The organism is Intrasporangium zincisolvens, assembly GCF_034724055.1.
Lineage (GTDB): Bacteria > Actinomycetota > Actinomycetes > Actinomycetales > Dermatophilaceae > Monashia > Monashia zincisolvens.
Genome location: NZ_JAWIIL010000004.1, coordinates 26441 through 50986, shown reverse-complemented (window position 1 = coordinate 50986; position 24546 = coordinate 26441). Strand labels below are relative to the sequence as shown.

Sequence of the window (24546 nt, the reverse complement as noted above, 5' to 3'; positions counted from 1 at the left end):
AGACTCTCTCCATGAGCGAGGACGTCCGCAGCGAGCTGTCCACCCCGTCGCGGGTGCGCGCCCGCTTCGCGCGGTTCGGGGCCACCCGACCGGCGGGCAACCCTGTGCTCGAGCCGCTCATGACGGTGGTCCGCCAGAACCACCCGAAGGCCGACCTGTCGGTCATCGAGCGCGCGTACGCCGTCGCCGAACGGGCCCACGAGGGCCAGATGCGCAAGAGCGGCGACGCGTACATCACCCACCCGCTCGCGGTGACGACGATCCTCGCCGAGCTGGGCATGACCCCGCCGACGCTCGCCGCCGCGCTGCTGCACGACACCGTCGAGGACACCGACTACGGACTCGACGAGCTCCGGCGCGACTTCGGCGACGAGATCGCGATGCTCGTCGACGGCGTCACCAAGCTCGACAAGGTCACCTACGGCGAGGCCGCGCAGGCCGAGACGGTCCGCAAGATGGTCATCGCCATGGCCCGCGACATCCGCGTCCTCGTCATCAAGCTCGCCGACCGGCTGCACAACGCGCGCACGTGGCGCTACGTCAGCCCGGAGTCGGCCAAGCGCAAGGCCAACGAGACCCTCGAGATCTACGCGCCGCTCGCGCACCGCCTCGGCATGAACACCATCAAGTGGGAGCTCGAGGACCTCTCCTTCGCGACGCTCTACCCCAAGGTCTACGACGAGATCGTGCGCCTCGTCGCCGAGCGCGCCCCGGCCCGCGAGGAGTACCTGACCGGCGTCCGGTCACAGGTCACCGAGGACCTCGCGGCGGCCAAGATCAAGGCCACCGTCACCGGCCGGCCCAAGCACTACTACTCCGTGTACCAGAAGATGATCGTGCGCGGCCGCGACTTCGAGGAGATCTACGACCTCGTCGCGGTGCGCGTCCTCGTCGACACGGTGCGCGACTGCTACGCGGCGCTCGGCGCGCTGCACTCGCGGTGGAACCCGGTGCCCGGCCGGTTCAAGGACTACATCGCGATGCCGAAGTTCAACATGTACCAGTCGCTGCACACGACGGTCATCGGTCCGCAGGGCAAGCCGGTCGAGATCCAGATCCGCACGCACACGATGCACCGCCGGGCCGAGTACGGCGTCGCCGCGCACTGGAAGTACAAGGACCAGTCGGACAAGGGCGGGGGAGCCCGGCCGGGCGAGATCACGCCGCAGAACGACATGGCCTGGCTGCGCCAGCTGCTCGACTGGCAGCGCGAGACCGAGGACCCGGGCGAGTTCCTCGACTCGCTGCGCTTCGAGATGGGCAGCAGCGAGGTCTACGTCTTCACGCCCAAGGGCGCCGTCGTCGCGCTGCCGGTGGGCGGCACGCCGGTCGACTTCGCCTACGCGGTGCACACCGAGGTCGGCCACCACTGCATCGGCGCGCGCGTCAACGGCCGCCTCGTGCCGCTCGAGTCGACGCTCGAGAACGGTGACGTCGTCGAGGTGCTCACGAGCAAGGCCGACGGCGCCGGCCCGTCGCGCGACTGGCTCCAGTTCGTCAAGAGCCCGCGGGCCCGCAACAAGATCAAGGCGTGGTTCAGCAAGGAGCGCCGCGAGGAGGCCATCGAGGCGGGCAAGGACGCCATCGCCAAGGCCCTGCGCAAGCAGAACCTCCCGCTTCAGCGGCTCATGAGCCACGAGTCGATGACGGCCGTCGCGACCGACCTGCGCTACCAGGACATCGAGGCGCTCTACGCGGCGGTCGGCGAGGGCCACGTGTCCGCGCAGCACGTCGTCAGCAAGGTCGTCGCGTCGATGGGTGGCGTCGAGGGCGCCACCGAGGACCTCGCCGAGGCGACCGTCCCGACGCGCCAGGCCAAGCGGCGCCGCGGGGGAGACCCCGGCGTCGTCGTCGTCGGCACTGCTGACGTGTGGGTCAAGCTCGCCAAGTGCTGCACCCCGGTGCCGGGCGACCCGATCATCGGCTTCGTCACGCGCGGCAACGGCGTCTCGGTGCACCGCGCCGACTGCACCAACGCCTCGCAGCTGACCGCCAACCCGGAGCGCCTCATCGACGTCGAGTGGGCGCCGAGCTCGGCCAGCGTCTTCCTCGTGCAGCTGCAGGTCGAGGCGCTCGACCGCAACCGGCTGCTGTCCGATGTCACGCGGGTGCTGTCCGACCAGCACGTCAACATCCTGTCGGCCTCCGTGCAGACGTCCCGCGACCGCGTCGCCATCTCGCGCTTCACCTTCGAGATGGGCGACCCGGCCCACCTCGACCACGTCATCAAGGCGGTGCGCCGGATCGACGGCGTCTTCGACGTGTACCGCGTCAACGGCAGCAAGTCCTCGGACGCCGTCCTGCGCAACAGTCGCGCCTGACCCGCCGGCTCCACGTCGGCTCCACGACGAGGGCCCCCGACCGTGCGGTCGGGGGCCCCTCGTCGTCGTTGGTGCGCTGGTCAGCCGCCGAACTCGGCGACGCCGGCGCGGGCCTGGTCGAGCCACGCCTGACGCGCGTCGAGCGCCTCGCGGGCCTTGCGGACCTTGGACTCGTTGCCGGTGCGCTCGGCCTTCTCGAGCTCCTCACGCAGGTCGGCGACGGCCCGCTCGAGCTGGTCGACCATGCCCTGGGCGCGCGCGGCGACCTCCGGGTTGCTCGAGCGCCACTTGCGGTCCTCGGCGTCGCGGACGGTCTGCTCGACCCGTCGCATCGCCTTCTCGACGCGGTCCATGTCGGACCGCGGCACCTTGCCGGCCGCGTCCCACTTGTCCTGCACGACGCGCAGCTGGGCCTTGGCCTTCTCGAGGTCGGTGACCGGCAGGATCGCCTCGGCCTCGACGAGCAGGGTCTCCTTGACGGCGAGGTTGCCCCGGTACTGCTCCTCCTCGGCGGCGACGACCTCGTCCTTGGCCGCGAAGAACGCGTCCTGCGCGGCCTTGAACCGCGCCCACAGCTTGTCGTCGTCGGTGCGGCTGGCCCGCCCGGCCCGACGCCAGTCGTCCATGAGGCGCTTGAAGGCGCCGGCCGTCGCGGCCCAGTCGTGGCTCGTCGCGAGACGCTCGGCCTCGCCGACGAGCTGCTCCTTGCGCGACTTGGCGTCGGCGTGCGAGGCGTCGAGCTGCGCGAAGTGGGCGCGTCGGGCCTTGTCGAAGCCGTTGCGCGCGGCACTGAAACGCTGCCAGAGCGCCGACTCGGTCTCACGGTCGAGGCGGGTGGCCGCGCGCTGGTGGGCCTTCCACTCGTCGAGCAGTTCGCGCATCCGGGCGCCGCTGCTCTTCCACTGGATCCGGTTCTCCGGCTGGCCGGCGATCTCCTCGGCCTCGGCGACGATCTTCTCCCGCTCGGTGGTGGCGAGCGCGCGTGCCTCGGCGCGGTGCTGCTGCTCGACGGTGCGCTTGCTCGCGATCCCGGACTGGATCTCGTCGAGCTTGGCGGCCAGCGCGTCGAGGTCGCCGACGACGGTGGCGTCCTTGACCTGGGCGCTCAGCGTCTTGAGGCCCTCGGCGACATCCTTGGACGGCACCTCCGGCTGACCGAGCCGCTGCTCGAGCAGCACGGCCGACGCGAAGAGCTCGTCGTACTTGCGGGCGAAGTAGGTCAGGGCCTCCTCGGGCGTCGCACCCGGGTAGGACCCGACCTCCTGCTCGCCCTCCTTGGTGCGCACGAAGACCGTGCCGTCCTCGGCGACCCGACCGAAGGCGGCCGAGGCCGAGTGGTCGGTCGTGATCGGCGCCGGAGCGGCCGGGGCCGGGGCGTGGGCGGCGACCTTGGCGACCGCGGCCGGCGAGGGGATCACCGACGGCTTCGGCACGGCGCTCGGCTTGGGCGGCGCGGGGGTCGCGGGGGTCGCGGCCTCGGTCGCCGCGGGGGCCTCGCCGCTCTCGCCCGTCTCGACGGGCGCGGCAGCCTCGACGGCGGCGACCAGCCCAGGCTGCTCCTCCGGGGCGGTACCGGCCGGCTCGGCCGACTCGGGGGCCGTCACCTCGGCGGGCGTGGCCGCCTCGGGTTCGACGACGGCAGGCTCCTCGGCCACCGGCTCGACCGACGCCTCCTCAGCAGCCTCGGTGGTGTCGCTGCCCTCGGTGCTGCGGACGGACTCGAGGGTGTCGGCCATCTCGGCGGCGGGCGTCACGGGTGCCTGCTCCTCGGCGGCCGCGTCGGCACCGGCGTCGGCACCGGCGTCGGTGGACGCGTCGGGCAGGCCGTTCTGGACCTCCGGCTGGGTCTCCGTCTGGGTCTCCGTCTGGGTCTCGGTGGCCTCGGGGGCCTCGTCGGGGCGGGGCTCGTGCACGTCGCTCATGCCTTCTTCTCCGTCACGCTCACACTCAGGATGCTGATCGGGGACACCGGGGTACCGTCGGCAGGGCTCGGCGGCAGGGCCTTGTTCGCTGCGATCTTCGCAACGATGTCCAGGCCCTTGGTGACCTTCCCGAAGATCGTGTAGCCGCCGCCGTCGGTCGGCAACTTTGTTTCCTTGTACGTGATGAAGAACTGGCCGCCGTTGCTGTTCGGGTCCGAGGTGCGGGCCATCGCGAGGCTGCCGGTCGGGTAGGTGCCGTCCTTCGGGGCGTTCTCGATGCCGAAGGTGTAGCCGGGGCCGCCCGAGCCGGTGCCGGTGGGGTCGCCGCACTGGAGCACGTAGATGCCCTCGGTCGTGACGCGGTGGCAGGGGCTCGGCGCCCAGTACCCGACCTTGGCCAGGTTGAGGAACGAGGCGACCGTCTGGGGTGCCTTCGCGCCGTCGAGCTCGATGACGACGTCACCGCAGGTGGTCTTGATGGTGCCGACGAAGGTCTTGCCGGCGGCCGTCTTCTTGTCGGGCACCTGCGTCAGCTTCTTCGGGGTCTTCTGCAGCGCCGGGGGCTTGGTGCACCCCGCCGCGAGCTTCTGGCCGGCCAGCAGGCCGTTGGCGCCGGTGGTGGGGCTCGACTCGGACGCACTCGGGGTCGCGGTCGTCGTCGGGGCCGCCGCGGGAGCCGGCGTGTCGGAGCTCCCCACGATCTTGGGCACGACGATGACTGCCGCGATGACGAGGATGACCGCGAGGATCACGCCGAACACCTGCTTGTCCCGCGTCGAGTCGCTGACCGGCGGCTTCGCCTTGCTCAGCTGCTCCTCGTGGCGGCGGCGCGCACGTGCGCGTTCCTGCTCTTTGGTCACGAACCTCTCCTCGGACGGGCCGCTGGGGGTGGTCCCCGGGCGTTCGGTCATTTTAGGGAAGGTGCACGGCGCTCACGCAGCGGGACCGGTCACGAGTCCATGACAACTGGCTCCGTTCCGGAGATGTTGCGGCGAACGTCGCCTCCGACGTGCCCCTCGCTAGGCTCGCCGGGTGCTCACCATCGCCTTCCCGGCCCAGGCCTTCGACACGAACTGCTACGTCATCGCGCCGGCCGCGGGGGAGGAGTGCCTCGTCGTCGACCCGGGGGTCGGCGTCGTCGACACGCTGCGCGAGGTGCTGTCCGAGCACCGGCTCCGGCCGGCGGCGGTGCTGCTGACCCACGGACACGTCGACCACGTCTACTCGGTGACGCCGGTGTGCGGCGCCGACACCGCCGCCTACATCCACGCCGATGACCGGTACCGGCTCACCGACCTGCTCGCCCGGAGCAACCCGCAGCTCGTCGCGATGCTCGAGCAGCAGTTCGGCACGGCCGCCACGTGGACCGAGCCGAGCACCGTCGTCGAGATCGGCGACGGCACGCGCCTGTCGCTGGCCGGGATCGACGTCGACGTCGTGCACGCGCCGGGGCACACGGAGGGGTCGGTGATGTTCGGCATCGACCGGGTGCCCGACGGCATCCGCGACCAGGTCGACGTCGACCGGACCATGGTCACGGGCGACGTCCTCTTCGCCGGCTCGATCGGGCGCACGGACCTGCCGGGCGGCGACCCGGCGGCGATGCAGCGCAGCCTGCGCGAGAAGGTGCTGCCCCTGCCCGACACGACGCTCGTGCTGCCCGGGCACTACCAGGCCACGACGATGGCCCACGAGCGGGCCACGAACCCGTACCTGAGAGACTTGGGCGCGTGAGCAGCACCCCGAGCACAAAGGTCATGCCGATCAGCGGCTTCCCCGAGTACCTGCCGGCCGAGCGCATCGTCGAGCAGCGCTTCCTCGACGTCATCCGCGAGACCTTCGAGCTGCACGGCTTCTCCTCGGTCGAGACCCGCTCCATCGAGCCGGTCGACCGCCTCCTCGGCAAGGGCGGCGACGCCGACAAGGAGATCTACGCCGTCTCCCGCCTGGCCGGCGACGACGAGGACGCCCGGTGGGGCCTGCACTTCGACATGACCGTGCCGTTCGCCCGCTACGTGCTCGAGAACGCCGGCAAGCTGTCCTTCCCGTTCCGCCGCTACCAGATCCAGAAGGCCTGGCGCGGCGAGCGGCCCCAGGAGGGCCGCTACCGGGAGTTCACCCAGGCCGACATCGACGTCGTCGACACCGGAGAGCTCAGCCCGCACTTCGAGGCGGAGATGCCGCTCGTCATCGCCGACGTCTTCAGCCGGTTCCCGGTCGGCGACTTCGTCATCCAGGTCAACAACCGCAAGATCCCCAACGGCTTCTACCAGGGCATCGGCCTGACCGACGTCGTCGGCACCCTGCGCATCGTCGACAAGCTCGACAAGGTCGGCCCCGAGAAGGTCCGCGTCATGCTGCTCGAGGCCGGCGCCACCGACGAGCAGGCCGACCAGTGCCTGGCCCTCGCCGACATCCGCACCGACGACCTCTCCTTCGTCGATCGCGTCCGCGCCCTCGGCGTCGAGCACCCGCTCCTCGACGAGGGTCTCGAGTCGCTCGCGAACGTCATCCGCACCGGCATGGCGCACGCGCCCGGACGCATCGTCGCCGACCTGCGCATCGCCCGCGGCCTCGACTACTACACCGGCACCGTCTACGAGACGCAGTTCGTCGGGCACGAGTCGTGGGGCTCCTTCTGCTCCGGCGGCCGCTACGACGCCCTCGCCAGCGACGGCCGCAACACCTACCCGGGCGTCGGCATCTCGATCGGCGTCACCCGAATCCTCGGCCTGCTCGTCGGGCGCGGGCTCGTCACGGCGTCGCGGTCCACGCCGGCGGCGGTCCTCGTCGCCCTCAACGACGACGCGTCGCGCGAGGGCGCGGTCACGATCGCGACGGCCCTGCGCCGTCGCGGCATCGCCTGCGAGGTCGCGCCGAAGGCGGCGAAGTTCGGCAAGCAGATCCGCTACGCCGAGCGCCGGGGCATCCCGTTCGTGTGGTTCCCCTCCGCCGGTGAGTCCGGCGACGAGGTCAAGGACATCCGCTCGGGCGAGCAGGTGGCGGCCGACGCCGCGTCGTGGACGCCTCCAGCCGAGGACCTGCACCCCGCGGTGACGCGCGTCGCCGACTGACGCGTCTGCCGCCCGACCCGCGTCTGCCGACCGACCTGCGTCGGGCGGCACTCAGACGCGTGGCGGGCGCAGGCCCTGGTCGCGCAGCTCGAGGGTCGCCAGCTCGCGGATGACGGCGGTGTCCTGCCGGCGCCATGCGCCGGCAGGGTCGTCGCTGATCCGGGCCAGGGCGCCCATCGGCTGCGTCGCCATGGCCCGGAGCGCGAAGAGGTCGAGGTCGGCACTGGCGTCGATGAACCGCTGGGCCGCCGAGGCCCGACGCACGAAGCCGACCCGGACGTAGAGCCACAGCGCCACGACGATGGCGATCGGCACGAGGGCGACGACGAGCCCGAGCACGAGGGAGACGCGCTCGACCGTCGTCGCCATCGTCGTGCCGGCCTGGCTCAGCGTCGTGCCCGACGACGCGGCCTGCCCCAGCCACTGCTTGAGCTGGTCGCCGACGAGCGGGATCTGCCCGGCCTGGTCGCCTGCACCGGTCAGCGAGCTGTGCACCGAGCTGCCGGCGGAGGTGATCGAGTCGGCGGGCGCCTTCAGGCCCATGACGACGTCGTGGGTCTGCCGGCCGAGCCACACCCACACCCCGACCCACAGGAGCACGAGCACGTCGGACAGCAGCTGACGCGTCCGGCGGACGGGCGTGTCGGCGTAGAGCTTCATCGGGTGGCCTCCCTCGTCGTCCGGGCCAACCTACGCGCCGGAACGGGGGAGTGGGCGAGTGTGCCGAGGTGGTCACGGACCGTGCGGTGGCGCGGATACGCTGGCCTCGCGGCCGGTGGACGGGGCCGCCCGACCGCGGCAACGGCGCCACGGGTGGTCGTGAGTCCGGAAGGAAGTGCAGCACGATGAAGGTCGGCATCCCTCGCGAGGTCAAGAACCACGAGTACCGCGTGGCCATCACCCCATCCGGGGTCCACGAGCTCACCGACCAGGGGCACGACGTGCTCGTCGAGAAGGATGCCGGGGTCGGCTCCCAGATCAGCGACGACGACTACGTCGCGGCCGGAGCCCGCATCATCGGCTCGGCCGACGACGTCTGGGGCGAGGCCGACATGGTGCTCAAGGTCAAGGAGCCCGTGGCCGAGGAGTACCACCGGATGCGGGAGGGCCTGACGCTCTTCACCTACCTGCACCTTGCCGCCGACAAGCCGCTCACCGAGGAGCTCGTCAAGCGCAAGGTCACCGGCATCGCCTACGAGACGGTCCAGCTGCCGTCCGGCGCGCTGCCGCTGCTCTACCCGATGTCCGAGGTGGCCGGCTGCCTCGCGCCGCAGGTAGGCGCGCACGCGCTGATGCGCGCCCAGGGCGGGCGTGGCGTCCTCCTGGGAGGTGTCGGCGGCGTCGCCAACGCCAAGGTCGTCATCCTCGGCGCCGGCGTGTCCGGCCAGAACGCGGCGAACATCGCGCTCGGCATGGGCGCCGACGTCACGCTGCTCGACACCGACCTCGACAAGCTCCGGATGTCGTTCTGGCGCTACGACAACCAGGTGCACGGCCTCGCGTCCTCGAAGCTGACGGTGCAGGAGCAGGTCATGCAGGCCGACATGGTCATCGGCGCGGTGCTCATCCCGGGCGCGGCGGCCCCGAAGCTCGTCTCGAACGACCTCGTCGCGCAGATGAAGCCGGGCTCGGTGCTCGTCGACATCGCCATCGACCAGGGTGGCTGCTTCGAGGACAGCCACGCCACGACGCACGCCGACCCCACCTACCGGGTGCACGACTCGGTGTTCTACTGCGTCGCGAACATGCCCGGCGCCGTGCCGAACACGTCGACGTACGCGCTGACCAACTCGACGCTGCCCTACGCCGTCAAGCTGGCCAACCAGGGCTGGCGCGACGCCCTTCGCTCGGACCACGCCCTCGGCCTCGGCCTCAACACCCACGACGGCCACGTCACCTACGCGGGCGTCGCCGAGGCGCACGGCATGACCTCGGTCTCCCTCGACGAGGCCCTGTCCTGACCCAGCAGCCCGTCGAGCCCCTCGCCGCACCGGCCGCGGTCGTCACGCGCATCGAACGTGACGTCCGCGGCTGGCTCGACCACGTCCGCGTCGAGAAGGGCGCGTCCGACAACACGCTCTCCTCCTACCGACGCGACCTGCGGGCCTACACGGCCCACCTCGCAGCGCGTGGGATCACCGACGCCGGGCGCGTCACCGAGGCCGACGTCACCGACTTCCTCGCCGCGATGCGCGAGCGGGGCCTTGCCGCGTCGTCGGCCGCACGGACGCTCGTCGCCGTGCGGGGTTTCCACCGCTTCCTCGCGCTCGAGGGGGAGGTGCCGACCGACCCGGCCGCCAACGTCGCGCCCCCGAAGCCCCCGGCGCGGCTGCCCAAGGCGATCTCCGTCGACGCCGTCGAGCGGCTGCTCGCCGCGGCGTCGGTCGGCGACACGCCCGAGTCCCTGCGCGACCGGGCCCTCCTCGAGCTGCTCTACGGCGCCGGGGCCCGCATCAGCGAGGCGGTCGGGCTCGACGTCGACGACCTCGAGCTGCCGACCGGCAGCGGCACAGCGGGGGCACCCGGGGTCTCGGCGGTGCGCCTGCACGGCAAGGGCGGCAAGGAGCGGCTCGTGCCCGTCGGGCGCTATGCCGTCGACGCCGTCAGCGCCTACCTCGTCCGGGGGCGTCCTGCCCTCGCCGTCAAGGGCAGGGGAGGGCCCGCCCTCTTCCTCAACCAGCGCGGCAACCGGCTCTCGCGGCAGTCGGCCTGGGCGGTCATCCGGCGGGCGGCCGAGCGCGCCGACCTCACCGAGCACGTCTCGCCGCACACGCTGCGCCACTCCTTCGCGACCCACCTGCTCGACGGTGGCGCCGACGTGCGCGTCGTGCAGGAGCTGCTCGGGCACGCGTCGGTCACGACGACCCAGATCTACACGATGGTCTCGACACACCGGCTCCGAGAGGTGTATGCGACGGCTCATCCGCGTGCGCGCTGATAGGGTCACTCGTGATCGGCGAGAGGCCGACCACTGACCTGAGACGAGGTCGACCGAGTGGAACACCAGGTGAACGAGGAGTCACGCGAGACCATGCAGTCCGTGCCGTCCGAGCGCCTCGACACGCGACCCGGCGACGCCGGAGCCCGCCCGGGCCCCGCGCCCGAACGCATCGTCCCCGCCGCCCAGCTGCAGGTCGACGCGCGTAACGGGCTCGGCCCCACCGGTCGCCCCCTGCCCGACTTCCCGGTGCCGCCGCGGCTGCCGAGCCACGGTCCCGCCCGCGTCATCGCGATGTGCAACCAGAAGGGCGGCGTCGGCAAGACGACGACGACGATCAACCTCGGCGCGGCCCTGGCCGAGCTGGGCCGCAAGGTCCTCGTCATCGACTTCGACCCGCAGGGCGCGCTGTCCGTGGGCCTCGGCGTCAACGCCCTCGAGCTCGACACGACGATCTACAACCTCCTCGTCGAGCGTGGCCACGAGATCCACGACGTCATCCAGCACACCCGCACCCCGGGCCTCGACGTCGTGCCGGCCAACATCGACCTCTCCGCGGCCGAGGTCCAGCTCGTCGGCGAGGTCGCCCGCGAGCAGATCCTCGCCCGCGTGCTGCGGCCCGTCGCCGACGAGTACGACGTCATCCTCATCGACTGCCAGCCCTCGCTCGGGCTGCTCACGGTCAACGCCCTGACGGCGGCGCACGGCGTCGTCATCCCGCTCGAGTGCGAGTTCTTCGCCATGCGCGGCGTCGCCCTGCTCGTCGACACGATCGAGAAGATCACCGACCGGCTCAACCCGCGCCTGCAGGTCGACGGCATCCTCGCCACGATGTACGACGCACGCACGCTGCACAGCCGCGAGGTCGTCAAGTCGGTCGTCGACCACTTCGGCGACCAGGTGTTCCACACGGTCATCAGCCGCACGGTGAAGTTCCCCGACGCCACGCTCGCCGCCGAGCCGATCACGACGTACTCCTCCGAGCACTCCGGGGCCAACGCCTACCGGCAGCTCGCGCGCGAGCTCATCTCGCGCGGCGGCGCCGCCTGATCCCGGCTGACGCGATGACCGAGCAGGACATCGTCGACCGCGTGCCGGTCGACGCGCAGAGCCCCGCGCCCAAGGCGGGCGCGTTCGGCGACCTCGAGGACCTCGGCGCCCAGCCGGCCGCCAGGGGTCAGCAGGCGGGCGGCACCGATCCCGCCCCGGCGATCACCCCCGGCGGCATCCTCACGCGGCGCACGGCGAGCGCGCCCTTCCAGGTGCACCTCGACGTCTTCTCCGGGCCCTTCGAGCTGCTCCTCGGCCTCATCAGCAAGCACAAGCTCGACATCACCGAGGTGGCCCTGGCCCAGGTCACCGACGAGTTCATCGCCCACATCCGCACCGCACAGGCAGCCGACGACGACTGGGACCTCGGGCAGGCCAGCGAGTTCCTCCTCATCGCCGCGACCCTCCTCGACCTCAAGGCCGCCCGGCTCCTGCCGCAGTCCGGCCCGGAGGACGACGAGGACCTCGCCCTCATCGAGGCCCGCGACCTGCTCTTCGCCCGGCTGCTCCAGTACCGCGCGTACAAGGAGATCGCCGGCGCCTTCCGCGAGCGGATGGCCACGGCCGGGCGCATCACGCCGCGCCAGGCCGGCCTGGAGCCCGAGTTCGCGAGCCTGCTGCCCGAGCTCGTCATCGCCCTGACACCCGAGCAGTTCGCGATGATCGCGGCGCGGGCCATGACGCCCAAGGTGCCCCCGACCGTGGGCCTGGACCACCTGCACGCCCCGCAGGTCAGCGTCCGCGAGCAGGCGGCGATCGTCGTGGCGCGGCTGCGTTCGCGTGGCCAGGTGTCCTTCCGCAGCCTCGTGTCCGACGCCGACAGCACCCTCGTCATCGTGGCCCGGTTCCTCGCGCTGCTCGAGCTGTTCAAGGAGGCGGCCATCGCCTTCGAGCAGGCCGAGGCCCTCGGCGAGCTCGACATCCGCTGGACCGGTGCCGACGACGGCGACGTGGACATCACCGACGAGTTCGACGAGGCCGACGGGGCGGACGAGCCGGACAACACCGCCGACACGCCGGCCGCGGCACCCCAGACCGACGCAGGAGCAGACGATGAGTGACGACGACGCCGTGACCGTGCCGGCGGACGCCGTGGACGAGGTACCGGCGCCCGAGCCTGAGTCCGTGCCGGAGGTCGAGCCCGACGCCGAACCGGACGCCGAACCGGTGGTGGAGGCCGACGAGCAGATCGCCTTCGACATCAACGACTTCCCGGGTGGCGCCCGCTCCGCGCTGGAGGCCGTCCTCATGGTCATCGACGAGCCGGTCACCGAGCTCGCCCTCGCCTCCGCGCTCGAGCTGCCGGTCGAGGACGTCCGCGAGCACCTGCACGCCCTCGAGGCCGAGTACACCGAGCAGCTGCGCGGCTTCACCCTGCGCCCCGTCGCGGGAGGCTGGCGGATGTACAGCCGCACCGACTACGCCCCCGTCGTCGAGAAGTTCGTCCTCGACGGCCAGCAGGCCAAGCTGACCCAGGCCTCCCTCGAGACCCTCGCCGTCATCGCCTACCGCCAGCCCGTGTCGCGGGCCCGGGTCAGCGCGGTCCGCGGCGTCAACGTCGACGGCGTCGTGCGCACGCTCGTCTCGCGCGGTCTCATCGAGGAGGTCGAGGGCACGGGGGAGAGCGGTGCGGTGCTCTACCGCACGACGCCGTTCTTCCTCCAGCGCATGGGCCTCGGGTCGATCGACGACCTGCCCCCGTTGGCGCCGTACCTGCCGGACGCCGACGTCATCGACGAGCTCATCGAGGAAGGACACGCATGAGCGAGTACTCACGTTCCCCGCGCCAGCCGCGGAAGAAGGGCTCCGGACACTCCGGAGGCACCGGCGCCGGGGGTGCCGGGCGCGGACGCTCCGGCCAGCCCACGCGCGGAGGCAAGACCGCGGGTTCGGGCGGGCGCGGCCAGCGGTCGGCCCCGCGGTTCGCGGGCTCGACGAAGCCGAGCCAGCCGACGCGCCTGCCGGATCGTCGCCAGCAGCCGCAGGTCGACGTCCACGACCCCGACGGCACGCGCCTGCAGAAGCTCATGGCGGCGGCCGGTGTCGGTTCGCGGCGTGTCTGCGAGAACCTCATCGCCGAGGGCCGCGTGCAGGTCGACGGCCAGGTTGTCACCGAGCTCGGCGTCCGCGTCGACGCGCGCACCGCGGTCGTGCACGTCGACGGCGTGCGGGTCAACCTCGACGAGGACCGCGTCTACCTCGCCTTCAACAAGCCCAAGGGCGTCGTCACGACGATGAGCGACGACCTCGGCCGCGTCTCGCTGGCCGACTACGTGGGCAACCGCGAGGAGCGCCTCTTCCACGTCGGTCGCCTCGACGCCGACACCGAGGGCCTGCTCCTGCTGACCAACGACGGCGACCTCGCACACCGGCTCCAGCACCCGGCCTACGGCGTCCTCAAGACCTACCTCGCGACGGTCCGCGGCCCGGTCGCCCGCGACGTCGGCAAGCGGCTGCGCGAGGGCGTCGAGCTCGAGGACGGCCCGGTCACCGTCGACTCCTTCAAGATCGTCGACCACCAACCCGGCCGCGCGCTCATCGAGGTGGTCCTGCACGAGGGCCGCAAGCACGTCGTGCGCCGGATGCTCGAGGCGGTCGGTCACCCCGTCCTCGAGCTCGTCCGCACGGAGGTCGGCCCGATCCGTCTGGCCGACCTCAAGTCCGGGCGCCTGCGCCGCCTCAACAAGGCCGAGATCGGAGCCCTCTACAAGGCCGCCGGTCTGTGACACGTGCGACCCCGGCGACCCACGTCCACGTCGTCGGCACCGGCCTCATCGGCACGAGCCTCGGCATCGCGCTGACCAACCAGGGCCACCGCGTCACGCTCGAGGACCCGTCCCCGACGGCCGTGCACCTGGCCCGCGACCTGCGGGCCGGCGAGCCGCTCGAGGCCGGGCAGGAGGGGCGCGACCCCGACGTCGTGGTCGTCGCGGCACCCCCCGACGTGGCTGCCGACGCCGTCACCGCGGCCCTGAGGCGCTGGCCGCACGCCGTCGTCACCGACGTCGCGTCGGTCAAGGAGACGGTGCTCGAGCGCGTCCTGGCCTCGGGCGCCGACGCGTCCCGCTACGTCGGGTCGCACCCCATGGCCGGGCGCGAGCGCTCCGGCGCCGCCGCCGCCCGGGCCGACCTCTTCGACGGACGCGCGTGGGTCGTCGTGCCGCACGCGGGCTCGAGCGACGCCGCGGTCCGTGCCGTGCGCGCCCTCGCCCTCGAGGTCGGCGCCGCGGTCCGTGTCATGCCTGCGCACGAGCACGACGCCGCGGTCGCCGCGGTCTCCCACGTGCCGCAGCTGGCGGCGAGCATCGTCGCCGCGTGCCTGCGCGAGCTGCCCGAGCCCGCCGTCGGCCTCGCCGGCCAGGGCCTGCGCGACGTCACCAGGATCGCCGCGAGCGACCCCCGCCTGTGGACCCAGATCCTCGCCGGCAACGCCGACGCCGTCCGGGTCGTCCTGCGCCAGGTGCGCACCCAGGTCGACGACGTGCTCGTCGCGCTCGACCACCTCGTGGACGCCGACGGCGCCGGATCGCTCGCGACGCTGAGCCGCGTCCTGGAGTCGGGCAACCTCGGCCACGCCCGCATCCCCGGCAAGCACGGTGCCGCACCGGCCGCCTACGAGGTCGTCTCCGTGGTCGTGCCCGACGAGCCCGGCGCCCTCGCCCGGCTGCTCACCGACATCGGTGCCGCCGGCATCAACCTCGAGGACCTCCACCTCGAGCACGGCCTCGGCCAGGCCGTCGGTGTGGCGGAGGTGTCGGTCGTCCCGGCGTCGGTCGAGCCGCTGCAGGCCGAGCTGACGCGCCTGGGTTGGCGCGTCCACGACTGAGCGTGCCCGCGGCGGCACCCCGCCCAGGCACTATCCTCTGGCGCATGTCGCAGACCGCCGATCAGCACGAGCAGCACGACCAGGCCCTCTCCGGGTTCGTCATCGCCATCGACGGCCCGTCGGGCTCGGGCAAGTCGAGCGTCTCCAAGCAGGTCGCGCGCACGCTCGGCTACGGCTACCTCGACACCGGCGCCATGTACCGCGCGCTGACGTGGTGGTGCCTGCACGAGGGCGTCGACCTCGCCGACGCCGACGCCATCACCCGGGCCGCCGCCGACTTCCCGCTCGCCATCGGCACCGACCCCGACCACCCGACGGTGAGCGTCGACGGCACCGACGTCGGCGCCGCGATCCGCGAGACCCGCATCTCGACGAACGTCTCGGCCGTCGCCACCGTCATCCCGGTCCGGGAGATCCTGCGCGACCTGCAGCGCCGGCTCGTCTCCGAGGCCGGCGCCGCGTCGGGAGGCGTCGTCGCCGAGGGGCGCGACATCACCACCGTCGTGGCCCCCGACGCCCCGGTGCGGATCCTGCTCACGGCCTCGGAGGAGGCCCGCCTGGCCCGCCGCAGCAAGGAGCTGCACGGCGACGCCGAGGAGCACTCGGTCGCCGCCACCCGCTCGCAGATCGTCGACCGCGACAAGGCCGACTCGACGGTGTCGCAGTTCACCGTGGCCGCCGACGGTGTCACCACGGTCGACACCTCGCACCTGGACTTCGAGGGGTCGGTCGCGGCCGTGCTCGCCGTCGTCGAGGCGGCCCGGGCATGACGGCAGCCACCGCGCCGCACCCGAACCGCGCCCGCGTCGGCCGACCGATCGGACGCTTCATCTTCAGCACGCTCTACCGCGGCGTGGCCCGTCACGCCGAGCGGGTGCCGCGCACCGGACCGGTCATCCTCGTGGCCAACCACGCCGCGTTCCTCGACGGCCCGCTCGTCTTCTCGATGGCGCCGCGCCCGGTCAGCTTCCTCGTCAAGCAGGAGGCCTTCTCCGGCTTCTTCGGCTGGACCATCCGCAACGTCGGGCAGATCCCCATCGACCGCACCGTCGGCGACCGGGCTGCGCTTGCGGCCGCCACCGCCGTGCTCGAGGAGGGGGGAGCGGTCGGCATCTTCCCCGAGGGCAACCGGGCCGACGGCGACGTCCAGCAGGTCAACCAGGGCGCGGCGTGGATCGCCCTGCGCACCGATGCCGCCATCGTGCCGGTGGCCGTCATGGGCACCCGTGTCGAGGGCGGCACGAAGGACTCCTGGCCGGCGCCCCGCTCGCGCCTCCTGGTCGACTTCGGCGAGGCGTTCCACCTCGAGGTCGACGCCTCCGCACCGGGCCGTGACCGCCTCCGTCTCGCCAGCGAACAGCTGCGCGACCGCCTCGCGTCACACGTGCGTCTCGCGCGGGTGGAGAATGGTGCCTCCAGAGACGTTCACTGATTCGAGGACACCGTGACTGACGAGACCGCCCGCCCCACCGACGAGGGCGCTCCGATCTCGACCACCACCGCCGACGACGCCAGCGTCGAGCGCGCCCTGCGAGCCGGGCTCACCGAGTTCGAGCTGAGCCCGGAGGACGAGGCGCTGCTGTCGGCCGAGGGCCCGCTGGCGGGCGACGAGGCCGAGCGGGGACCGCTGCCGGTCGTCGCCGTCGTCGGCCGCCCCAACGTCGGCAAGTCGAGCCTCGTCAACCGCATCCTGCGCCGCCGCGAGGCCGTCGTCGAGGACGTCCCCGGCGTCACCCGCGACCGCGTCTCGTACGAGGCGGAGTGGGGCGGGCGGCGGTTCACCATCGTCGACACCGGCGGCTGGGAGGCCGACGCGTCGGGCATCCACCTGCGCGTGGCCGAGCAGGCCGAGATCGCCATCGAGCTGGCCGACGTCGTCATGTTCGTCGTCGATGCCACCGTGGGCTCCACCGACGACGACGAGAAGGTCGTGCGCCTGCTGCGCCGCTCCGGCAAGCCGGTCGTGCTCGTGGCCAACAAGGTCGACGACGAGCGCGGCGAGGCCGACGCGGCCGCCCTGTGGAACCTCGGCCTCGGCCAGCCGTGGCCGGTCTCGGCCGTGCACGGTCGCGGCAGCGGCGACGCGCTCGACGCCGTCCTCGAGGTGCTGCCCGACGTGTCGGCCCACGGCGCCTACGCCCAGGGCGGCCCGCGACGCGTCGCGCTCATCGGGCGCCCGAACGTCGGCAAGTCGAGCCTGCTCAACAAGCTCGCCGGCTCGGAGCGCGTCGTCGTCGACAACGTCGCCGGCACCACCCGCGACCCCGTCGACGAGCTCATCACGCTCGGCGGCAAGACGTGGCGCTTCGTCGACACCGCGGGCATCCGCCGCCGCGTGCACCAGTCCCGCGGCGCCGACTTCTACGCCTCGCTGCGCACCCAGACCGCCCTGGAGAAAGCCGAGGTGGCCGTCGTGCTCATCGACGCCGAGCAGCCGATCGCCGAGCAGGACATCCGTGTCGTGCAGCAGGTCATCGACAGCGGCCGCGCCCTCGTCATCGCCTACAACAAGTGGGACAACCTCGACGAGGAGCGCCGCTACTACCTCGAGCGCGAGATCGAGAAGGAGCTCGTCCAGGTGCCGTGGGCGCCGCGGGCCAACATCTCGGCGCGCACCGGCCGCCACATGGACCGCCTCGTGCCGGCCATCGAGACGGCGCTCGACTCGTGGGACACCCGCATCCCGACGGGCCGCCTCAACGCGTTCCTCGGCGAGATCGTGGCCGCGCACCCGCACCCGCTGCGCGGCGGCAAGCAACCGCGCATCCTCTTCGCCACCCAGGCCTCGACGCGTCCGCCGCGGTTCGTCATCTTCGCCTCGGGCTTCATCGAGGCCGGCTACCGCCGCTTCATCGAGCGTCGCCTGCGCGAGCAGTTCGGCTTCGAGGGCACCCCGATCGAGGTGTCGGTGCGGGTCCGGGAGAAGCGCCGCCGCTGACCTCCCGAGGCCGGACCAGCAGGTCGCACCCCGGCCCGGCACCCCGATTCGGTTGCGGGGCAGGGGGTGCGCTATGGTTTCGATCGCCCCGAGGGGCAACGGGCTGTGGCGCAGCTTGGTAGCGCACTTGACTGGGGGTCAAGGGGTCGCAGGTTCAAATCCTGTCAGCCCGACCGTTTGACGAAGGGACTGTTTCCCACGACGTAGTCGTGGAAACAGTCCCTTCGTCGTTCGGCGGGCAGCCAGGATCCGCCGGAGCGCACCGCCGCGAGGAACGAGCGACGGGACGCGACGGCGGCGTCCTGTCAGCCCGACCGGTCCCCGGTTCTCAGCGGCAAGCCGCCGGACGACCGTTGCGCGACGAGGTGGCCCCGGCGGCGGCGCGTCAGGCCCCAGGTGCCGGAGTGTCGGGCACCGGCGTCGACCAACGGTCGTCGGCCGGCGATGCCGAGGCTCGGCACCCACGTGCCCGAAGACGACGACGGCCCCGCGAGAGGCGTCTAGCGGGGCCGTCGCACTGCAGTGGCTCAGGTGAGGGTGCGGACCTTCTTGACGACCTTGCGGGCCGTGCGACGCGCCTTGCGTCGGGCGCCGGCGACGAGGTCTCGGCTGCGGGACGCCACGGTGGCGCCCTCGGGGTCGTCGGTGAGGTTCCAGTACGCCTTGGACTTCTTGACCGTCGAGGCGTCCGGCTTGCGCCACGGCTTCATGAGCGTCAGGTGCGGACGCTCCCACGCGATGTCGCGCTTGACGACCTTCGCCGGGACGCCGGCGGCGATGACGTTGTTCGGCAGGCGTCGGGTGACGATGGACCGCATCCCGATGACGGTGCCGTCGCCGATGACCGCGCCGCCGAGCACGCACGACTGCAGGCCGAGCCAGACGTGGCTGCCGATGGTGATGTCGCGGGGGGTGTTGACGCGCTTGCCGGTGCGGACGTCGAAGATCGGGTGGCCGTCGTCGGCCCGCACCTGGACGTCGGAGGCGATCATGACGTCGTCGCCGAGCGTGATCGTCGCGCCCTCCGCCGCCGACATCGACACGGTGGTCGTCGTCGACACGTTGTCGCCGAGGCGGATCGTGGCGCCGTCACCGACGCGGATGGCGCCCATGAGGGCCGGCACCCCGTGGCTCGACCCGATCTCGCAGAGGCCGTTGTCGCAGTCGAAGTCGATGACGAGCTTGCCGATGCGGAAGGGGGACGCGATGCGCAGGACGTTGTTGGAGCCGGTGAACTTGACCTTGACGTTCGCGTCGACGCGACCGTCGAACTCGATCCGGTTGCCCTGGTCGTCCTGCCAGTTCTCGAGCACGGTGATGACAGCCATGGCGGGGAGCCTAGTGGCGCCGGCGCATCCCACCGAGTCGGAGCCGCCCGGGCCCCGGGTGGTTGGTCAGGCGCCGCCGCGCGAGCGGGCCTCGGCCCGGGTGCGGGGTGGGGGAGGGGCGCCCGCCGCGAGCTCGAGGTCCGCGGCGGTGGGCCCGCCCGGATGCCTCGTGTCGGTGGCCCCGGACGTGTCGCGTTCCCGATCGCGGGTCCGGGGCCCGTCGACGCCCGGTGCGTCGGCCCGCACCTCGGCGGCACCGACCGTGAGGGCTGCGATCGCCGTCGTGACCGGCACCGCGAGGACGAGCCCGATCGCCGAGGCGAGCGTGCGCACGATCTCCTCGGACAGCGACTCGGTCTGGAGCAGGTCGAGGACCGGCCGCTCGTAGAGGAACAGGAGCATGAGGACCGGCAGCGCCGCACCGGCGTAGGCGAAGACGATGGTGTAGATCGTCGAGGCGATGTGGTCACGGCCGATGCGCATGCCGGAACGGAACAGCTCACGCCGCCCCATCGATGGGGCGGCCGCGCGCAGCTCCCAGACGGCCGAGGACTGCGTGATCGTCACGTCGTTGAGCACGCCGAGGCCGGCGACGATGATGGCGCACGTCAGCAGCTCCTGCGGGTGCAGCGTCGTGACGAACGAGGACAGCGTGGCGCCCTCGTCGTCGGCCACGCCGCTGAGGCGGGCGAGGTCGACGGCGAGCAGGCCGAGCCCGGCGGTGATGCCGACGCCGAACAGGGTGCCGGCCAGGGCCGTGCTCGTACGGATCGAGAGGCCGTGGGCCAGGTAGAGGACGACGAACATGATCGCCGAGCTGCCGACGACGGCCACGAGCAACCCCGACTGCCCCTCGAGCAGCGCCGGCAGCATGAACCGGGCAACGACGAGCCCGCCGAAGCCGAGCCCGACGAGCGCCAGGATCCCGCGCCACCGGGCGACGAGCGCCACGACGAGGACGAAGAGCCCGAGCATGAGCGAGAGGGGCGCACCACGCTGCACCTGCAGGAAGGAGAAGCCCTCGGGCTGGCCCTGAGCCGGCGGGGTGCGCATCAGCTGGACGGTGTCTCCCGCGCGCAGGCCCGACTCCGTCACCGGGGGCGGCACGGCGACCGTCACCGTGGGGTGCACGTCACCGGAGGACGCGGTCGGCTGCTCGAGCTGCACCCGGATCGCGCCGCACGTCGCACCCGCCTCGGCCACCTCACCGCCCTGTCCCGGTGCGGTGGGGGCCCCGGTCGAGGCGTCCTGCCCCGCGCAGACCGGCAGCACGTCGAGCACCTCGGCGAGCGGGAAGGTGACGCCCGGCGCGGCGAAGTCGGTGGTGCCCACACGCCCGGCCGCCCCGGCGTCCGACGGCCAGAAGCGGACGACGCCGAAGAGCGTCGCCGCTGCGGCGAGGACGACGAGGGCCGTCAGGGCGACACGGGCGAGAACGCTCACGGACACGGACGCCGCGGCCTCGTGATCGCCGGGTCGGTGGCTGTGGCTGTGACCGCCGGACATGGTGCGGAGTGTGTCACAGCGTGTCCGGATCGATGCCGAGTGGCGTACGCGGGGCCGCGAGGCGCCCGTTAGGCTGACCGCCGTGGGTGAGCAGAAGGACGCGGCGGACCGCGAGCACGTGGTGTCGAACCAGCTCCTCACGATCCCCAACGCGCTGTCGGTGCTGCGACTGCTGGGCGTGCCCGTCTTCCTCTGGGCGATCCTCGCGGAGCGCGACGGCCTGGCCCTGCTGATCCTCATGCTGTCGGGGGTCACCGACTACCTCGACGGCAAGATCGCGCGGACGTTCGGCATGGAGTCGCGCCTCGGGCAGTTCCTCGACCCGATCGCCGACCGTCTCTACATCCTCACGACGCTGCTCGGCCTCGCCTGGCGCGAGGTCATCCCGTGGTGGGTCGTCGTCGTGCTCCTCGCGCGCGAGGTCGTCATGGGCGTCATGCTCGGCTACCTGCGCCTGCGCGGGCAGCTCGGCCTGCCGGTGCACTACGTCGGCAAGGCGGCGACCTTCAACCTCCTCTACGCCTTCCCGCTGCTGCTCCTGGCCCACCGCGACGACTGGGTGGGCGATCTCGCCCAGCCCATCGGCTGGGCCTTCGCCTGGTGGGGGATCACCCTCTACTGGCTCGCCGCGGTCCTCTACGGCATCCACGCGCGCATCGTCCTGCGCGACCGCGCGGCCCGGGCGGTGCCGTCATGACGAACGACCCGACCGGCACGAACGGCACGAACGACACGGGCGGCACCAGCGGACGCCGGCGCCCCGACGCGTCGATGACGCTCATCACCTCGATGCTCGAGCGCCCGCTCGACCCGGGCTACCAGCAGGCGGCGGACCGGCGCGAGGCGCAGGGTCTGCCGCGCTCGACCTCCTACACCACGCCGCTCGTCATCGTCCTCGCCGTGCTCACCGGCTTCCTCTTCGCCCTGGCCGCCCTCTCGCTGCGGCCCAAGCCGACGGCGGCCGCCCAGGTCAAGGCCCAGCTCGTGGCCCGCATCGAAGGCTTCCAGAAGCAGGCGAGCACGCAGGACGCCAAGGTCGTCGCACTGACCCGGCAGGTCCGCGACTACGAGGCCCTGGCCCTGAAGCAGAGCGGGTCGAGCGACCTCGGTGGCCAGATCGCCGGGCTCGAGGTCCAGGCCGGCACCGTGGGGCTCACCGGCCCGGGCCTGACCCTCACCATCGACGACGCCGCCTCCACCGAGGCGGGCGGGGGCGCCGGGTCGCGCCCGAGCAGCGGGTTCGAGCCGGGACGGGTGACGTCCGCCGACCTGCAGATCATCGTCAACGGGCTGTGGGGCGCGGGCGCCGAGGCGATCTCCATCAACGGCCACCGGCTCAGCTCCACGGCGGCGATCCGGTTCGCCGGGCAGGCGATCATCGTGGACTTCCGGCCCCTCGCGCGGCCGTACGTCATCACCGCCCTCGGCGACGGCACCGGGATGCAGCAGCTCTTCGACCAGGCCTTCGCCGGCGTCTACCTCTCGCAGCTGACCCAGGAGTTCAAGATCCGCTCGGTGCTCAAGACCGCAGACACCCTCAGCGTGCCGGCCGACTCCGCGTCGCGCCTCGAGGTGGCCCAGCCCATCACGCCTGCGGGATCGGCGACCTCGACGAGCCCCGGCATCACCTCGACCCAGCGCAAGGCCGCCCCCGGTACGGCGCCCCCGGGCGGCACCGCGACGGACACGGCCACCAACAGCGCCACCAACAGCGCCACCCAGACCGACAGCCCGACCACCGCCCCACCGACGACCAGCGCAGGCAACAGTCAGGAGAACCCGTGATCCCCGTCTTCGGACTGCTGGCAGGCCTGGCGATCGGTCTGTTCATGCACCCGTCGGTCCCGGTGTGGCTCCAGCCCTACCTGCCCATCGCCGTGATCGCGGCGCTCGATGCGGTGTTCGGGGCCATCCGGGCCATCCTCGACGGCATCTTCGACGACAAGGTCTTCGTCGTGTCGTTCCTGTCGAACGTCGTGGTCGCCGCCTTCATCGTCTTCCTCGGCGACCAGCTCGGCGTCGGCGCCCAGCTGTCGACGGGCGTCGTGGTCGTCCTCGGGGTGCGGATCTTCTCCAACGTGGCCTCGATCCGGCGGCACCTGTTCAAGGCGTGACGATGAGCCGTAAGCAGACACCGCCCGACGAGACGCCCGAACCGGACGCCCCCGTCGTCAGCCACGACGTGCCCGTCCCCGAGGACACGTCGTCCACGGACGCCGGTCACGAGCCGGACGCCCCGGAGGCCGCAGGCGCGCCGGACGCAGACGTGCAGCCGCCCGAGCCCGCCGTCCCCATGGAGGACCGCTACGGCGTCGAGGACGACTTCACCGAGGCCGACACGGCCGCCGAGCCCGGGCGGCGTCCCGTCGAGGGCGTGGCCGCGTGGCGGCGCCTCTTCGCGATGTCGCGCCCCCGGGCCACCCGCGCGAACCTCCTCGGGGCGCTGCTCGCCGTCCTGCTCGGGGCCGGCATCGCCGCGCAGGTGCAGCTGACGAACGAGCGCGGCCTGGACCAGCTGAGCCAGACCGACCTCGTCCGGGTCCTCGACGACATCTCCGTGAAGTCCTCGCGCCTCGACCAGCAGGTCCGTGAGCTCGAGGCCACCCGCGACCGGCTCAAGAACGGCACCGGGACGGCCGCGGAGGCCCTCGAGCAGGCCCAGAAGCGCGTCGACACCCTCGGCATCCTCGCCGGCACCATCGGCGCCAAGGGCCAGGGCATCGTCCTGACGATCACCGACCCCGACAAGCAGGTCACCGGGCCGGTCGTCCTCGACATCATCCAGGAGATGCGCGACGCCGGCGCCGAGTCGATCGACGTCGGTGGCGTGCGCGTCGTCGCGTCCTCGTTCGTCGGCGACGCCGGTGGCGACCTCCTCATCGACGGCAAGGCGATCACCCGCCCCATCGAGATCAAGGCCATCGGCGACTCCAAGACGCTGTCCTCGGCGATGACGATCCCGGGCGGGATCGTCGAGACGGTGCGACAGAAGGGCGCCAACGCCACGGTCACCGAGTCACCGTCGATCCAGATCACCTCGGTGCACGAGTCGCACCCGATGACCCACGCGAAGCCGGCCCAGTGACCGCCCGGCGCAGGACGCACCGACCCGGGCATGGCATCCTCTCCCTTGCCGGTGGAGTGACCTGGAGTCAGACTGCCGATCCCCACCACCTCAGCGACGAGCTAGGAGCGACATGAGCGACCTCGAGTACCCCGCCGACCTGCGCTACACCAGCGACCACGAGTGGGTCCGGGTGGGTGACGACGGCGTCGTCCGCGTCGGCATCACCTCCTTCGCGCAGGACGCCCTCGGTGACGTCGTGTACGTCTCGCTCCCGGGCGTCGGCGACACCGTGTCGCCCGGCGACTCCTGCGGCGAGGTCGAGTCGACGAAGTCGGTCAGCGACGTCTTCGCGCCCCTCGACGGCGAGGTCACCGCCGTCAACGACGCGCTCGACGCCTCGCCCGAGCTCATCAACTCCGACCCGTACGGCGAGGGCTGGATGTTCGAGATGCGCCCGGCCGACGCCGCAGCCGTCGAGGGCCTCATGGACGCCTCGACCTACACCGCGACGCTGTCCTGACCGGTTGCAGCACCCAGCAGCACCCAGCAGCAACGCAGCACCCCGCACGTCCAGCG

General features: G+C 72.3%; 23 protein-coding genes and 1 tRNA gene. 19 read left to right on the top strand and 5 right to left on the bottom strand.

Annotated elements, in window-relative coordinates:
- The first annotated feature begins 11 nt into the window (after positions 1–11).
- A complete protein-coding gene (locus tag RY076_RS12475) occupies positions 12–2321 on the top strand; it encodes a RelA/SpoT family protein (RefSeq protein WP_323098462.1) in 2310 nt (769 codons plus the stop codon).
- Positions 2322–2401: 80 nt separating this feature from the next.
- Here RY076_RS12475 and RY076_RS12470 read toward each other — a convergent pair whose 3' ends face one another.
- Both RY076_RS12470 and RY076_RS12465 read right to left on the bottom strand, forming a co-directional pair.
- Complete coding sequence (locus RY076_RS12470; RefSeq protein ID WP_323098458.1) at positions 2402–4243, bottom strand: DUF349 domain-containing protein; 1842 nt, start codon at positions 4241–4243, stop codon at positions 2402–2404.
- Positions 4240–5103 (bottom strand): peptidylprolyl isomerase, encoded by an 864-nt coding sequence (locus tag RY076_RS12465; RefSeq protein WP_323098456.1) that lies wholly within the window; start codon positions 5101–5103, stop codon positions 4240–4242. The genes RY076_RS12470 and RY076_RS12465 overlap by 4 nt, the downstream gene beginning before the upstream one ends.
- A 172-nt stretch (positions 5104–5275) precedes the next feature.
- On the opposite strand from RY076_RS12465, the gene RY076_RS12460 reads away from it, so the two are divergent.
- Positions 5276–5977, top strand: a complete 702-nt coding sequence (locus RY076_RS12460) for an MBL fold metallo-hydrolase (RefSeq protein WP_323098454.1) — start codon at positions 5276–5278, stop codon at positions 5975–5977.
- A 23-nt stretch (positions 5978–6000) separates the two neighbouring features.
- Complete coding sequence (hisS, locus tag RY076_RS12455) at positions 6001–7317, top strand: histidine--tRNA ligase (RefSeq protein ID WP_323099214.1); 1317 nt, start codon at positions 6001–6003, stop codon at positions 7315–7317.
- 51 nt (positions 7318–7368) lie between these two features.
- Here the strand turns inward: hisS and RY076_RS12450 are convergent, their stop codons facing one another.
- On the bottom strand, positions 7369–7977 hold the full coding sequence (locus RY076_RS12450; RefSeq protein ID WP_323098451.1) for a hypothetical protein: 609 nt from the start codon (positions 7975–7977) through the stop codon (positions 7369–7371).
- Between the two features lie 185 nt (positions 7978–8162).
- Between RY076_RS12450 and ald the strand changes: the two genes are divergently transcribed.
- The 11 genes from ald (at position 8163) to RY076_RS12395 (ending at position 18242) form a co-directional block, all read left to right on the top strand.
- On the top strand, positions 8163–9278 hold the full coding sequence (gene ald, locus RY076_RS12445; RefSeq protein WP_323098446.1) for an alanine dehydrogenase: 1116 nt from the start codon (positions 8163–8165) through the stop codon (positions 9276–9278).
- Positions 9279–9328: 50 nt separating this feature from the next.
- Complete coding sequence (xerD, locus tag RY076_RS12440) at positions 9329–10255, top strand: site-specific tyrosine recombinase XerD (protein WP_323099212.1); 927 nt, start codon at positions 9329–9331, stop codon at positions 10253–10255.
- 93 nt (positions 10256–10348) lie between these two features.
- Positions 10349–11305: a ParA family protein gene (locus tag RY076_RS12435; protein WP_323098444.1), complete on the top strand. Its 957-nt coding sequence runs from the start codon at positions 10349–10351 to the stop codon at positions 11303–11305.
- Between the two features lie 14 nt (positions 11306–11319).
- Positions 11320–12366, top strand: a complete 1047-nt coding sequence (locus tag RY076_RS12430) for a segregation and condensation protein A (RefSeq protein ID WP_323098439.1) — start codon at positions 11320–11322, stop codon at positions 12364–12366.
- On the top strand, positions 12359–13069 hold the full coding sequence (gene scpB, locus RY076_RS12425; RefSeq protein ID WP_323098437.1) for an SMC-Scp complex subunit ScpB: 711 nt from the start codon (positions 12359–12361) through the stop codon (positions 13067–13069). Before RY076_RS12430 ends, scpB begins: the two co-directional genes overlap by 8 nt.
- Complete coding sequence (locus RY076_RS12420) at positions 13066–14031, top strand: pseudouridine synthase (RefSeq protein WP_323098435.1); 966 nt, start codon at positions 13066–13068, stop codon at positions 14029–14031. Before scpB ends, RY076_RS12420 begins: the two co-directional genes overlap by 4 nt.
- Complete coding sequence (locus tag RY076_RS12415) at positions 14028–15131, top strand: prephenate dehydrogenase (protein ID WP_323098433.1); 1104 nt, start codon at positions 14028–14030, stop codon at positions 15129–15131. Before RY076_RS12420 ends, RY076_RS12415 begins: the two co-directional genes overlap by 4 nt.
- A 44-nt stretch (positions 15132–15175) precedes the next feature.
- Entirely contained in the window at positions 15176–15901 is a 726-nt protein-coding gene (gene cmk / locus RY076_RS12410; protein WP_323098426.1) for a (d)CMP kinase, read from the top strand.
- Positions 15898–16563 (top strand): lysophospholipid acyltransferase family protein, encoded by a 666-nt coding sequence (locus tag RY076_RS12405; RefSeq protein WP_323098424.1) that lies wholly within the window; start codon positions 15898–15900, stop codon positions 16561–16563. The genes cmk and RY076_RS12405 overlap by 4 nt, the downstream gene beginning before the upstream one ends.
- Positions 16564–16575: 12 nt before the next feature.
- A complete protein-coding gene (gene der / locus RY076_RS12400) occupies positions 16576–18069 on the top strand; it encodes a ribosome biogenesis GTPase Der (protein WP_323098420.1) in 1494 nt (497 codons plus the stop codon).
- A 99-nt stretch (positions 18070–18168) separates the two neighbouring features.
- Positions 18169–18242, top strand: a tRNA-Pro gene (locus RY076_RS12395).
- Between the two features lie 354 nt (positions 18243–18596).
- Here RY076_RS12395 and RY076_RS12390 read toward each other — a convergent pair.
- Together RY076_RS12390 and RY076_RS12385 are read right to left on the bottom strand one after the other, a co-directional pair.
- Complete coding sequence (locus tag RY076_RS12390) at positions 18597–19397, bottom strand: acyltransferase (RefSeq protein WP_323098418.1); 801 nt, start codon at positions 19395–19397, stop codon at positions 18597–18599.
- 66 nt (positions 19398–19463) lie between these two features.
- Positions 19464–20903, bottom strand: a complete 1440-nt coding sequence (locus RY076_RS12385; RefSeq protein WP_323098413.1) for a YibE/F family protein — start codon at positions 20901–20903, stop codon at positions 19464–19466.
- A gap of 82 nt (positions 20904–20985) precedes the next feature.
- On the opposite strand from RY076_RS12385, the gene RY076_RS12380 reads away from it, so the two are divergent.
- From RY076_RS12380 to gcvH, 5 genes are all read left to right on the top strand, one after another.
- A complete protein-coding gene (locus RY076_RS12380; protein ID WP_323098411.1) occupies positions 20986–21600 on the top strand; it encodes a CDP-alcohol phosphatidyltransferase family protein in 615 nt (204 codons plus the stop codon).
- Positions 21597–22688, top strand: a complete 1092-nt coding sequence (locus RY076_RS12375; protein WP_323098407.1) for a DUF881 domain-containing protein — start codon at positions 21597–21599, stop codon at positions 22686–22688. Before RY076_RS12380 ends, RY076_RS12375 begins: the two co-directional genes overlap by 4 nt.
- Positions 22685–23017, top strand: a complete 333-nt coding sequence (locus tag RY076_RS12370) for a small basic family protein (RefSeq protein WP_323098405.1) — start codon at positions 22685–22687, stop codon at positions 23015–23017. The genes RY076_RS12375 and RY076_RS12370 overlap by 4 nt, the downstream gene beginning before the upstream one ends.
- Positions 23018–23019: 2 nt before the next feature.
- Positions 23020–23988, top strand: coding sequence for a DUF881 domain-containing protein (locus RY076_RS12365; protein ID WP_323098401.1), 969 nt, complete (start codon positions 23020–23022; stop codon positions 23986–23988).
- A 112-nt stretch (positions 23989–24100) separates the two neighbouring features.
- Positions 24101–24490, top strand: a complete 390-nt coding sequence (gene gcvH / locus RY076_RS12360) for a glycine cleavage system protein GcvH (RefSeq protein WP_323098394.1) — start codon at positions 24101–24103, stop codon at positions 24488–24490.
- The last annotated feature ends 56 nt before the right edge of the window (positions 24491–24546 follow it).